The sequence below is a fragment of the Massilia mucilaginosa genome (assembly GCF_011682145.1).
Taxonomy (GTDB): Bacteria; Pseudomonadota; Gammaproteobacteria; order Burkholderiales; family Burkholderiaceae_D; genus Telluria_A; species Telluria_A mucilaginosa.
Genome location: NZ_WHJH01000005.1, coordinates 53,430 through 65,794, shown reverse-complemented (window position 1 = coordinate 65,794; position 12,365 = coordinate 53,430). Strand labels below are relative to the sequence as shown.

General features: G+C 64.0%; 14 protein-coding genes. 4 read left to right on the top strand and 10 right to left on the bottom strand.

Annotation, left to right across the window (positions count from 1 at the left end; genetic code table 11):
- Window positions 1-11: 11 nt before the first annotated feature.
- Genes paaK through paaA form a run of 9 tightly spaced genes read right to left on the bottom strand, consistent with a single transcriptional unit; the run spans window position 12 to window position 7,832 of the window.
- Window positions 12-1,328 (bottom strand): phenylacetate--CoA ligase PaaK, encoded by a 1,317-nt coding sequence (paaK, locus tag F2P45_RS06685; RefSeq protein WP_166871786.1) that lies wholly within the window; start codon window positions 1,326-1,328, stop codon window positions 12-14.
- A 10-nt stretch (window positions 1,329-1,338) separates the two neighbouring features.
- Complete coding sequence (gene paaI, locus F2P45_RS06680) at window positions 1,339-1,791, bottom strand: hydroxyphenylacetyl-CoA thioesterase PaaI (RefSeq protein ID WP_166871783.1); 453 nt, start codon at window positions 1,789-1,791, stop codon at window positions 1,339-1,341.
- 3 nt (window positions 1,792-1,794) lie between these two features.
- Window positions 1,795-3,342 carry a 3-hydroxyacyl-CoA dehydrogenase PaaH gene (gene paaH / locus F2P45_RS06675; protein WP_166871780.1) on the bottom strand — a complete coding sequence of 516 codons (1,548 nt, stop codon included), beginning with the start codon at window positions 3,340-3,342 and terminating at the stop codon, window positions 1,795-1,797.
- 2 nt (window positions 3,343-3,344) lie between these two features.
- Window positions 3,345-4,136, bottom strand: a complete 792-nt coding sequence (paaG, locus tag F2P45_RS06670) for a 2-(1,2-epoxy-1,2-dihydrophenyl)acetyl-CoA isomerase PaaG (RefSeq protein ID WP_166871777.1) — start codon at window positions 4,134-4,136, stop codon at window positions 3,345-3,347.
- A 25-nt stretch (window positions 4,137-4,161) separates the two neighbouring features.
- Window positions 4,162-5,238 (bottom strand): 1,2-phenylacetyl-CoA epoxidase subunit PaaE, encoded by a 1,077-nt coding sequence (gene paaE, locus F2P45_RS06665; RefSeq protein ID WP_166871774.1) that lies wholly within the window; start codon window positions 5,236-5,238, stop codon window positions 4,162-4,164.
- An 18-nt stretch (window positions 5,239-5,256) separates the two neighbouring features.
- On the bottom strand, window positions 5,257-5,775 hold the full coding sequence (gene paaD, locus F2P45_RS06660; protein ID WP_166871770.1) for a 1,2-phenylacetyl-CoA epoxidase subunit PaaD: 519 nt from the start codon (window positions 5,773-5,775) through the stop codon (window positions 5,257-5,259).
- The gene (gene paaC / locus F2P45_RS06655) at window positions 5,775-6,539 is read right to left on the bottom strand and encodes a 1,2-phenylacetyl-CoA epoxidase subunit PaaC (RefSeq protein ID WP_370663214.1); all 765 of its coding nucleotides are present in this window, start codon (window positions 6,537-6,539) and stop codon (window positions 5,775-5,777) included. Before paaC ends, paaD begins: the two co-directional genes overlap by 1 nt.
- Entirely contained in the window at window positions 6,536-6,820 is a 285-nt protein-coding gene (paaB, locus tag F2P45_RS06650) for a 1,2-phenylacetyl-CoA epoxidase subunit PaaB (RefSeq protein WP_054268390.1), read from the bottom strand. The genes paaC and paaB overlap by 4 nt, the downstream gene beginning before the upstream one ends.
- A 25-nt stretch (window positions 6,821-6,845) precedes the next feature.
- Window positions 6,846-7,832, bottom strand: a complete 987-nt coding sequence (gene paaA / locus F2P45_RS06645) for a 1,2-phenylacetyl-CoA epoxidase subunit PaaA (protein WP_166871767.1) — start codon at window positions 7,830-7,832, stop codon at window positions 6,846-6,848.
- Between the two features lie 201 nt (window positions 7,833-8,033).
- Between paaA and paaX the strand changes: the two genes are divergently transcribed.
- From paaX to F2P45_RS06630, 3 genes are all read left to right on the top strand, one after another.
- On the top strand, window positions 8,034-8,996 hold the full coding sequence (gene paaX / locus F2P45_RS06640; protein ID WP_166871763.1) for a phenylacetic acid degradation operon negative regulatory protein PaaX: 963 nt from the start codon (window positions 8,034-8,036) through the stop codon (window positions 8,994-8,996).
- 90 nt (window positions 8,997-9,086) lie between these two features.
- A complete protein-coding gene (locus tag F2P45_RS06635; RefSeq protein ID WP_166871760.1) occupies window positions 9,087-10,172 on the top strand; it encodes a TRAP transporter substrate-binding protein in 1,086 nt (361 codons plus the stop codon).
- Window positions 10,173-10,273: 101 nt separating this feature from the next.
- Window positions 10,274-10,534, top strand: coding sequence for a DUF2442 domain-containing protein (locus F2P45_RS06630; RefSeq protein WP_166871757.1), 261 nt, complete (start codon window positions 10,274-10,276; stop codon window positions 10,532-10,534).
- Window positions 10,535-10,598: 64 nt separating this feature from the next.
- Here the strand turns inward: F2P45_RS06630 and F2P45_RS06625 are convergent, their stop codons facing one another.
- The gene (locus F2P45_RS06625) at window positions 10,599-11,003 is read right to left on the bottom strand and encodes a GFA family protein (RefSeq protein WP_166871754.1); all 405 of its coding nucleotides are present in this window, start codon (window positions 11,001-11,003) and stop codon (window positions 10,599-10,601) included.
- Between the two features lie 149 nt (window positions 11,004-11,152).
- Here F2P45_RS06625 and F2P45_RS06620 point away from each other — a divergent pair, with 149 nt between their 5' ends.
- Window positions 11,153-12,298, top strand: coding sequence for a M14 family metallopeptidase (locus F2P45_RS06620; RefSeq protein WP_166871751.1), 1,146 nt, complete (start codon window positions 11,153-11,155; stop codon window positions 12,296-12,298).
- Window positions 12,299-12,365 lie beyond the last annotated feature (67 nt).

Genomic DNA, 12,365 nt, shown 5'->3' with positions numbered 1-12,365 from the left:
TGCTCCTTGATTCAATGCGATTTTGGACGCTGGTCGATCACGCGCCGGGCCTTGCCGGTCAGGGTGCGCTCGATGCCGTTGGCGAGCAGCAGGTTCACCCGCGTGGTCACGCCCACGTAGGTCTTGATGCGGTGTTCGAGGTCGCGCGCCAGCGCCGCCACGGCGTCCTGCGACTGCGACCCGTCGCGCAGTTCGGCCACCACATCGAGCTTGTCCAGATGGCCGTCGCGCGAGACCACCAGCTGGTAGTGGGGCGCGAGCAGCGGCATCTGCAGGATCAGTTCTTCGATCTGGCTGGGGAACACGTTCACGCCGCGGATGATCAGCATGTCGTCCGAACGGCCGTTGATTCTCCCCATGCGGCGCATCGCGCGCGAAGTCGGCGGTAACAGGCGCGTGAGGTCGCGCGTGCGGTAGCGGATGATGGGCAGCGCTTCCTTGGTCAGCGAGGTGAAAACCAGTTCGCCTTCGGCACCGTCGGGCAGCACTTCGCCGGTATCCGGGTCGATCACCTCGGGGTAGAAATGATCCTCCCACACGACCGGGCCGTCCTTGCTCTCGATGCATTCGCTGGCGACACCCGGCCCCATGACTTCGGACAGGCCGTAGATGTCGACCGCGTCGATCCCGGCGCGCTTTTCGATCTCGCTGCGCATGCCATCGGTCCACGGCTCGGCCCCGAAGATGCCGACCTTGAGCGAGGACGCCGCCGGATCGAGCCCCTGGCGCGTGAATTCCTCGATGATGTTCAGCATGTACGACGGCGTGACCATGATGATCTCGGGCTTGAAGTCGCAAATGAGCTGCACCTGCTTTTCGGTCTGCCCGCCCGACATCGGGATCACGGTGCAGCCAAGCCGCTCGGCGCCGTAGTGCGCCCCCAGCCCGCCGGTAAACAGGCCGTAGCCGTACGAGACGTGCACCATGTCGCCCGCGCGCCCGCCGGCGGCGCGGATCGAGCGCGCCACCACATTGGCCCAGGTGTCGATGTCGTTCCGGGTGTAGCCCACCACCGTCGCCTTGCCGGTGGTGCCGGACGAGGCGTGGATGCGCACCACCTTCTCGCGCGGGACCGCGAACAGGCCGAAGGGATAATTGTCGCGCAGGGTTTTCTTGTCGGTGAACGGGAATTTGGCCAGGTCCGCCAGGGTGCGCAGGTCGTCCGGATGCACGCCGGCGGCGTCGAACGCGGCGCGGTAGTGCGGCACGTTGTCGTAGGCGTGTTTCAGCGACCACTTCATGCGTTCGAGCTGCAAGGCTTGCAGCTCGTCGCGGCTGGCGCGTTCGATCGGTTCCAGGTCATCGGGAGCTGGCGTGCGTTGGACCATGGTGTTCCTCCTATTGCGGCAGTTCTGCCACGTTGCCCGTCACGCGATGCGATTTGCCTCGGAACAGGGCGACCGTGCGGCCGTCCTGGTTGGTGACGGTGATGTCGTAGACGCCGGTTTTGCCCGACAGCGCCTGCTCGATCGCTACGGCCGTCAGCAGGTCGCCTTCGCGCCCCGGCGACAGGTAGTCGATGGTGCAGCCCGCGCCCACGGTGTTGAGGTTGTGCGAATTGCAGGCGAAGGCAAAGGCGCTGTCGGCCAACATGAAGATGTAGCCGCCGTGGCAGGTCTGGTGGCCGTTGAGCATATCGCGCCGCACCGGCATCGTCATATGCGCGTAGCCGGGACGGATCTCGGCGAGCAGCATGCCGAGCGCCTGGCTGGCGGGATCGCGCTCGAACATGGTTTTGCCGGCCAGTTCGGCCAGCGCCTGAGGGTCAAGCGCGTGAGGGTCAGTGTGCATGGGTCAGAAGGCGCTTCCATTGGCTAGTTTGCGGCGCAGCAGCGGCGCGACGCGGTAGCGGTCCTCGCCATACGCGGCGGCCAGGTTGGCAAGCACCGTCACGATGTGCCCAATGCCGACCGCACTGGCCCAGGCCAGCGGCCCGCGCGGGTAGTTGACGCCTTTTTGCATTGCGATGTCGACCGCCGGCGCAGTACACACGCCCTGGTTGACCGCGTCGGCCGCTTCGTTGGCCAGCATGGCGACCGTGCGCATGACCGCCATACCGGGCACGTCGTCCAGCCGCGTGACCGCAAAACCGGCCGCCTGGAACAGGCCGACCGCCGCGTTCCAGGCGGCGTCGCTGCACTGGTCGGCGCGTGCCAGCGCGATGCGGGTGGCCTTGCCGTAATCGAGCGCGAGGTCGAACAGCACCGTGTCGGGATGGTGATTGGCGCTGGCGCGCTCGGTGGCGCTGCGCCCGTCGGTCAGGAAAATGGCGGCGCCGTTGCAGTGGAACGCCGGCGCTTCGTTTTCGCCCGCATGCTCGAGCGGCTTGCGGTGGCCGACCGTGAAGCCGGCGCCGGCCAGGCGCTGTTCCAGCGCCTGCGTCACCGCGTCAAGCACGTCGGCGTCGATACTGATGCTGACCACTTCCGGGCGCACTTGCGCCGCTTCCTGGCTGGCCGCCGCCCTGGTCGCGCCCTCGCCGTACTGGTAAAAGCCGCGTCCCGATTTACGGCCGAAGAAGCCGGCGTTGACCATCTCTTGCTGCAACACCGATGGCGTAAAGCGCGGGTCGCCGAAATAGGCGTTGAACACCGACTGCGTGACCGAGAAATTGACATCGTGGCCGATCAGGTCCATCAGCTCGAAGGGGCCCATGCGAAAGCCGCCGCAGTCGCGCATGACCGCGTCCAGGGTGGCGGCGCTTGCCGCCTGCTCCTGCAACAGGCGCAGGCCTTCGGCGTAGAACGGGCGCGCCACGCGGTTGACGATGAAGCCGGGCGTCGACTTGGCGTGCACCGGGTTCTTGCCCCAGGCGCTGGCGGTGGCGTAGACCGTATCGGCGACGGCCGGATCGGTGGCCAGGCCGCTGATCACTTCGACCAGCGCCATCAGCGGCACCGGGTTAAAGAAGTGCATGCCGACCAGGCGTTGCGGGCGGCGCAGCGGCGCGGCGATCGCCGTCACCGAGATCGACGAGGTATTGGTCGCCAAAATGCAGTCGTCGCCAACCACGTTTTCGAGGTCGGCGAACAGCATGCGCTTGACATCGAGGTTTTCGACAATGGCCTCGATCACCAGGGCGGCGTCGTCAACTTCTTTCAGCGTGGCCACGCTCTGCAGGCGCGCGTGCGCGGCAACTGCCGCGTCGCCGCTCATGCGGCCTTTTTCGACCAGCGTGGCGTACACCTTGCCGATATCGGCAATCGCCTTGTCGACCGCGCCGGGGCGCGTGTCGAACAGCTTGACCCGATAGCCCGATGCCGCGGCTACCTGCGCGATGCCGGCGCCCATGGCGCCACTGCCGATGACGGCGACGATGCTGCCTTGTTCCAGTGCTGCCATGCTCATTCCCCCATGAAGTGCGGCGCGCGCTTCTCGATGAAGGCGGTCACGCCCTCGCGGTAATCGTGGCTGTAACCGAGTTCGCGCATCATCTCGCCTTCGAGCTTGAGCTGTTCCGGCAGGCTGTTGGCGTAGCTGGCCTGGATGGCGCGCTTGGTAAAGGCCAGGCCTTTGGTCGGCGCCACCGCGAAGTGTTCGGCCATGGCGATCGCGTCGTCCATCAGGGCGGTGTCGGGCACGCACTTCCAGATCAGGCCCCATTGCTCGGCCAGTTCGGCCGGGATTTTTTCGCCCAGCATGGCCATGCCCATGGCGCGCGCGTGGCCGACCAGGCGCGGAAGGTGCCAGGTGCCGCCGGTGTCGGGAATCAGGCCCAGTTTGCAGAACACTTCGACGAAGCTGGCCGATTTGGCGGCCAGGACGATGTCGCAGGCCAGCGCCAGGTTGGCGCCGGCGCCGGCGGCCACGCCGTTGACGGCGCAGATGACCGGCATCGGCAGCGAGCGCAGGGTCATGACCAGCGGTGCGTAATAGGTTTCGACCGAGTGGCCCAGGTCCACGCCTTCGGCCCCCGGTTCGACCGCGCGGTCCGACAAATCCTGGCCGGCGCAAAAACCGCGCCCCGCACCGGTGAGCAGCAGCACGCGCACGGTGGGGTCGGACTGCACCGCCGCCAGCGCCGAGCGCACTTCGAGGTGCATCGCCTGCGTGAAGCTATTGAGCTTGTCGGGGCGGTTCAGGGTCAGGGTGGCGATGCCGTGTTCGATCTTGAACGTGATGTTTTCGTAGTTCATGGCGCGTCCTGTTCTTTCAGTTGGATTATTCGGCCTGGTCGAAGTCGACGACCACTTTGTCTGTCACCGGAAAACTCTGGCAGCTCAATACGAAACCGCGCGCGATCTCGTAGTCTTCCAGCGCGTAGTTCACATCCATGTCGACTTTGCCGTCGACCAGTTTGCAGCGGCAGGTCGAGCACACGCCGCCCTTGCACGAGTAGCGCATGTCGATGCCGGCGCGCAGGCCGGCGTCGAGGATCGATTCCTTGTCCTTGTCCATGGTGAAGCTGGTGTGGTTGCCGTCCAAAATGACGGTGACCTCGGTCTCGTGGCGCACCAGCGCGTCGAACTGGCGCGGCTTGTGCTGGTGCTTGGGAATGCTGGCGGCGAACAGCTCGACCTTGATGTTCTGCTTGGGCATGCCGGCTTCCTGCAGCGCCGCCGAGACGCCGTGCATCATGTCTTCCGGCCCGCAGATGAAGGCAATGTCGATGTCGTCGATGCGGATCCAGTGCTTGATGAACTGCTCGACCTTTTCTTTGGTGATGCGGCCGTTGAACAGGTCGATGTCCTGCTGTTCGCGGCTCATCACGTAGGCCAGGTTGAGGCGCTCCATATAGCTGTCTTTGAGATCGGTCAGTTCTTCCTTGAAGATCACCGACGACGAGGCGCGGTTCCCGTAGAACAGCGTGAAGCGGCTTTTCGGCTCGGTGAGCAAGGTCGTCTTGATGATCGACAGGATCGGCGTGATGCCGCTGCCGGCCGCAAAGGCGACGTAGTGGCGCGCATTTTCAAGCGCCAGCGGCACGTTGAAGTGCCCCATCGGCGGCATCACGTCGAGCACCGCGCCGACCTTCAGGTGTTCGTTGGCCCAGCTCGAAAACAGCCCGCCCGGCGTGCGCTTGATGGCCACGCGCAGCGCGCCGTCCTGCACCGCCGAACAGATGGAGTAGGAGCGGCGCACGTCTTCATCGCCGATCTGCGCGCGCAGGGTCAGGTGCTGGCCCTGCTGGTAGGCGAAGCTGGCGGCCAGTTCGTCCGGCACGGCGAAGGTGACGGCGATGGTGTCGCGCGTTTCGTTGCGCACCCTGGCGACGGTCAGTGGGTAGAATTTGCTCATAACAGCCTTAGTGAAAACTCAGTGGCACTTGAAATAGTCGAAAGGTTCGCGGCAGTCCAGGCACTTGAAGAGGGCCTTGCACGGCGTCGAGCCGAATTGGCTGGTCAGCTCCGTATGGCCAGAACCGCAATTGGGGCAGATGACGATCAGCTTCGGCGCCGCGCCGCGCTTGACGCCCGCATGCAGAGCGCTGATGTCGATCACCTGCTGCGCCGGCGGTGCGATGCCGTAGCCTTTGAGCGCGGCCTTGCCGGCATCGCTCATCCAGTCGGTGGTCCACGCGGGCGAAAGCTGGTTCACCAGCCGCACGTCAGGCACGCCGTGGCCATGCAGCGCGTCCTTCACCGAGTCGGCGATCACCGTCATCGCGGGGCAGCCCGAATAGGTCGGCGTGATGGTGACCACGCAGGTGGCGTCTTCCCAGTCCACCGCGCGCACGATGCCGAGGTCCACGACAGAGATCACCGGGATCTCGGGGTCGCTGACCTCGCCCAGCCAGGCCCAGACCTGTTCCGTGCTGGCCGGCTGCGTGCTCATTACCACTCGGCCCCGGGGTAGGAGCGCTGCAGGAACTGCATCTCGGCCAGAATGAAACCCAGGTGCTCGCTGTGACGCCCGGTTTTGCCGCCGCGCTGCATCCAGGCTGCCGGATCGGGCATCGCCAAGGTGGCTTCGGTGAAGATTTCGGAGACGTGTTCGACGAAGGCTGCGCGCAGGCCCTCGGCGGCCGGTGCCACGCCCTGCTCCACCATGGCGTTGTCCACCGCGTCGTAGAGGAACATCTCGCCGCTGTACATCCACAGTTCGTTGACGGCGGCCTGGGTCTTGGCGTGGCTTTCGGGCGTGCCGTCGCCCATGCGCACGATCAGGTCACCGCTGCGGCGCAGGTGGTAGGTGACTTCCTTGAGCGATTTTTCGGCGATCTCCGCGATGCGTGGGTCGCTCGACCTGGTCAGGCCAAGCATCAGGAAGTAGTGCCAGGTGTCGAAGTAGAACTGGCGCACCATGGTGTCGGCGTAGTTCCCATTGGGCTGTTCGACGATCAGGCAGCAGCGCAGGTCGTGGGCGTCGCGCAGGAAGGCCAGCTGGTCTTCGGTGCGGCCGCGTTCTTCCAGCTCACCGGCGTAGGTGAGCCACATGCGGGTCTGGCCGAGCAGGTCGAGGGCGACGTTGGTCAGTGCCATGTCTTCTTCGAGCGCCGGGCCTTTGCCGCACAGTTTGGAGAGCTGCTGCGACAGGATCAGGGCGTTGTCGCCCTGGCGCAGCAGGTAGTCGATTTTTTGATCCACTGGCGCGCTCACAGGTTCTTGACTTCTTCCGGCATCGGGAAGAAGGTCGGATGGCGATAGACTTTGCTGTTGGACGGCTCGAACAGGGCCGACTTGTCGCCCGGGCTGCTGGCGACGATGTCGGCGGCGCGCACGACCCAGATCGACACGCCTTCGTTGCGGCGCGTGTAGACGTCGCGCGCGTTATTGACCGCCATTTCGGCGTCGGACGCGTGCAGGCTGCCCACGTGCTTGTGGGCCAGGCCATGCTGGCTGCGGATGAAGACTTCCCACAGGGGCCATTCTTTACTCATGTTGTTCTCCGGTGTGGTTCGTCGATTACGCGGCGGCGCGCGCGGATTTCTTGTCGGCGTAGGCGACCAGCGCATCGCGGAACCAGGCGCCGTCTTCATAGGCCTTGACGCGGGTGCGCAGGCGCTCCCGGTTGCACGGGCCGTTACCCTTCAAGACGTTCTGGAACTCGCTCCAGTCGATCTCGCCGAATTCGTAGTGGCCCGTTTCGGCGTTGAATTTGAGGTCGGGATCGGGCACCGTCAGGCCAAGGTACTCGGCCTGGGGCACGGTCTGGTCGACCATGCGCTGGCGCAGTTCGTCGTTCGAGAACAGCTTGATGCGCCACTGCGCCGACTGCGCGCTGTTGACCGATTCGGCATCCGACGGGCCGAACATCATGAGCGACGGCCACCACCAGCGGTTGAGCGCATCCTGCGCCATCGCCTTTTGCTCGGGCGTGCCCTGGGCGAGGCTCATCATGATGTCGTAGCCCTGGCGCGCGTGGAACGATTCTTCCTTGCAGACGCGGATCATGGCGCGCGCGTACGGTCCGTACGAGCAGCGGCACAGCGGGATCTGGTTGATGATGGCCGAGCCATCGACCAGCCAGCCGATCGCGCCCATGTCGGCCCACGACAGGGTCGGGTAATTGAAGATGCTCGAATACTTGGCCTTGCCGGAATGGAGAGCGGCCAGCAGCTCGTCGCGCGAGACGCCCAGGGTTTCGGCCGCACTATATAGATACAGTCCGTGCCCGGCCTCGTCCTGGATCTTGGCCAGCAGGATCGACTTGCGCTTGAGCGTGGGGGCGCGCGTGACCCAGTTGCCTTCGGGCAGCTGACCGACGATTTCGGAGTGCGCGTGCTGGGAAATCTGGCGGATCAGGGTCTTGCGGTAGGCCTCGGGCATCCAGTCCTTGGCTTCGATCTTGACGCCGGCATCGATGCGCGCCTGGAACTCGCGCTCCTGCTCATCCATGTCCTCGGCGCTCTGGACTTTCTTGAGGCCGGTTTCTACGAGTTGTGCGTACATGGTGCTTCTCCCATTGCAAAGGCGATCAAGCGATAATACGATACGAAAAATCAAATGTACACAGATCAATTGAATCGTATTGTATATCCGTATCTCATCAAGATTGAGTCGATGGCAAAAAAACCATGCTGCGCCCAACACGCGCTAAAGTAAACGGCTGCTTTGCTTGACAATCACCCCACCGCGCCAGACCATGCATCCATGAAACAACTTACCAGCACAGCATGGATCGCCGATTTTCTCGCCAGCGATCCGCCCCGTTCCAAGTCGCTTGTGATGACGATCTTCGGCGACGCCATCGCCCCGCACGGCGGCACCATCTGGCTCGGCAGCCTGATCGAATTGCTGGCGCCGTTCGGCGTCAACGACCGCCTGCTGCGCACCAGCGTGTTCCGGCTGGCGCAGGAAGGCTGGCTGGTGGCCAGCCGCGACGGGCGCCGCAGTTCGTATGCGATCCTGCCGCAGGCGCTGCCCCGCTTCGAACGCGCCAACCGCCGCATTTACGCGCCGCTGGCCGCGCACTGGGACGGCAACTGGACCCTGGTGCTCTCCGGCGCCGGCAACATCGACGCGCCCGAACGCGCGCTGCTGCGCAAGGAGATGCTGTGGGAGGGCTACGCCATGATCGCGCCGGGCATGTTCGGGCACCCGGCCAGCGACGCCGGCGTGCTGGAAGAACTGCTGGCGCGCGTGGGCGTGAAGGACAAGCTGTTCGTGTGCCGCGCCAGCGCGCTGCCGGGTGTATCGAGCCGCCCGCTGCAGGACCTGGTGCACGATGGCTGGGACTTGTCGGGCGTGATCGAAGGCTACCGCCACTTCATCGAACGCTTTGCGCCGCTGCTGGAACTCTTGAGAAGCGATGATGCGCTGGCACCCGAGCAGGCCTTCGTGATCCGCACCCTGCTGGTCCACGCCTACCGCCGCGTGCAGCTGCACGACCCGATGCTGCCGATCGAACTGCTGCCCAATCCCTGGCCCGGCAGCAGCGCGTATGAACTGGCGCGCGCGGCGTATGCGCGTACGTACGCGGGCGCCGAAGCGCACATCATGGCGACCATGCGGCGCGAAGATGACAGCGCGCCGCAGCTCGATGCCGGCTTCTTCCAGCGCTTCGGCGGCCTGGCCGGCGAAGCGCCGCGAAATGTAAAACCCCTCGTGCCTTAGCGACGCTACAATTACACGAAACTTTGGCGCGAACAAGCGGCTACAATGGGTCGCACGTCCCTCAGATAGATAAAAAACTCGGAGACTGTCATGCAGCGTCGTTCCTTCCTCACCACAAGCGCCATCGGCGCGACGGCCGGCGTCATCGCCACGCCGGCGTTCGCGCAAATCAACCCTGAAGTCAAATGGCGCCTGGCGTCGAGCTTTCCCAAGTCGCTCGATACCATCTTCGGCGCGGCCGAAGCGTTTACCAAGCGCGTGGCGCAACTGACGGGCGGGCGCTTCCAGATCCGCCAGTTCGCCGCCGGCGACATCGTGCCGGGTTTGCAGGTGATGGACGCGGTGCAGGCGGGCACGGTGGAAATGGGCCACACGCCGTCGTACTACTACTTCGGCAAGGATCCGACCTTCGCCTTCGATTGCGCGGTGCCGTTCGGCCTGACCTCGCGCCAGCAGACCGCGTGGTTCGACCAGGGCGGCGGGCGTGACCTGATGCGCGATTTTTTCAAAGGCTACGGCATCATCAACTTCATGGCCGGGAACACCGGCACGCAGATGGGCGGCTGGTACCGCAAGGAGATCAAGTCGCTGGCCGATGTGAAGGGCATGAAGATCCGCATCGCCGGTTTTGCCGGCCGCGTGATGGAACGCATGGGCGCGGTGCCGCAGCAGATTCCGGCCGGCGACGTGTATGCGGCGCTCGAAAAAGGCACGATCGACGCGGCCGAGTGGGTCGGTCCGTACGACGATGAAAAACTCGGCCTGGCCAAGGTGGCGCCGCATTACTACACGCCGGGATGGTGGGAAGCGGGGCCGCAGCTGTCGTTCTACATCAATATCAAGGAATGGGAAAAGCTGCCCGCGCAGTACAAGGCGGCGGTGGAAACGGCCAGCTACGAGTGCCACGTGACGATGCAGGCCGCCTACGACACCAGGAACCCGTCGGCGCTGGCGCGTTTGATCAAGAACGGCGCCAAGCTGCACACCTTTTCCAGGGCGATCATGGACGAGGCCTACAAGATCTCGACCGCGGTCATGGAAGAGGAAGCGGCCAGGAACGCCAAGTTCAAGAAAGTGTACGAACCATGGAAGCGGTTCCGGCAGGACCAGAACATGTGGGCCTCCGTGTCCGAGCAAACGATGCAGAATTATCTGATTTCGATAGGACGGAAGTAAATTCAGGGTCATTTGAGCCAGGTCAAAGGAATCGCCTGGCGCATTTGATACCTTCGATGCGGGCGACCCTGCCTGGGTGACATGCTTAACGGGGATTGACTATGAATGGCATCTATTTTTCACGCGCCGAAGTGACGAGCCTGAGCCCGCACGGCTTCTGGCTCCAGTGTGGCGAGGAAGAGTTGTACTTGCCGTTCGTGGAGTTTCCACTGTTCGAACACGCGACCATTGCGCAGATCTGCCGGGTCAAGTGCGTGAGCACCGGGCGCGTGTACTGGCCGGAGCTCGACCTCGATCTGACGCTGGAGGCGATCCGCAACCCCATGGCGTATCCGCGTGACAGCATGAATTACGATTGCTGAGAACGACCGGCGGCCCCCGGCGCGAACGGCGCGCTAGTGCGGACCTTGCCGATCGATGCCAGCCCTACAAATGCCGCGTTTCCGCCGGCGGATTGCCCCAGTTATCGTTCAACCCGTCCAGATACGCCACCGGCGCCGCGATCAGCTCTTCCGGCGTCACATCGTCGAGTGCCGCCATATTGACCGACACCAGCGCCCCGCCGAGGAACTCCACATACCCGCGTCCGAACGAGTGCACGCCGCACTGCCTGCAAAACAGATAATGTCCGGTCTTGGTCGCAAACTGGTACGTGGTCAACTGATCCTCACCGCTGAGCAAGCGAAACGCATCGGGCTTGATCACCGCGTTCCAGTTGCGCGTCTTGGCGCAGATCGAGCAGTTGCACTTGCTGGTGCCCCGGCTCAGGTCGATATCGGCTTCGTAGCGCACCGCGCCGCAGTGGCAGCTGCCGTGATAGGTCTTGTTCATCGTGGTTCTCCTTCGCTGTTTTCAAAACAACAGGGTAAGGCTGAATGCGGGCGATTTTCGCCCTATTAACCGTGTTTAATCCGAAGGCGTATCATGACGCCTCGCGCGCGCAGCAGCCGCGCCTCTCATTCATCAGCCAAGGACACACCATGTCTATCAAAATCAGCAGCCAGTTCGACGCTGGCGCCATCGATATCGTGAGCGCCACCAGCGCCTCCTCGATCGACCTGAACATCCGCCGCGACTCGCACGCCGACATCACCCAGTGGTTCTACTTCCGCCTGCAAGGCGCGCAGGGACAGGCCAGCACCATCCGCTTCCTGAACGCGGGAAAAAGCGCGTATCCGGCCGGCTGGGAAGGCTACCAGGCCATGGCCAGCTACGACCGCGTGGAGTGGTTCCGCGTGCCCACCAGCTTCGACGGCGAGGTGATGACGATTTCCCACACGCCCGAGATGGACAGCGTCTACTACGCCTACTTCGAACCCTATTCGTGGGAACGCCACCTCGAACTGCTGGACCGCGCGCAGCTGTCGGAACAGGTGCGCATGCTTGATTTAGGCAGCAGCGTGGAAGGGCGCGACATGAACGTGCTGGTGATCGGCGACCCGGCCGCCGGCTCCCCGGACGGCAAGAAGAAAGTCTGGGTCATCGCGCGCCAGCATCCGGGCGAAACCATGGCCGAGTGGTTCGTCGAGGGCATGCTCGACGCCCTGCTCGACCCGGCCGACGCCTTCGGCCGCCAATTGCTCAAGCAAGCCGTGTTCTACGTGGTGCCGAACATGAATCCGGACGGCTCGGTGCGCGGCAACCTGCGCACCAACGCGGCCGGCGCCAATCTCAATCGCGAGTGGAATACGCCGACCATGGAGCGCAGCCCCGAAGTATTCGTGGTCAAGAACAAGATGAAGGAAACCGGCTGCGACCTGTTCCTCGACGTGCATGGCGATGAAGGCTTGCCGTATGTGTTCGTGGCCGGCAGCGAATCGCTGCCGACCTTCACGCCGGCCCAGGCCGCAGAGCAGAAGCGCTTCTCCGACGACTTCAAGATCGCCAGCCCTGACTTCCAGGACGTGCACGGCTACGGCGACTCGCCCTACACCGACGAAACCCTCACCATGGGTTCGCCGCACATCACGCACGCCTTCGGCTGCCTGTCGCTGACCCTGGAACTGCCGTTCAAGGACAACGCCAACGATCCCGATCCGATCTGCGGCTGGGATGGCGCACGCAGCGCACGCCTTGGCGCGGCGGTGCTGCAACCGATCTTGCAGGCGCTGCGCAACCCGGCCTGACCCGATACGGCTTTTCATCATTGCTTCGATTTTTTTGATTCACATCAACGATTTTGTTGAGGTCAAT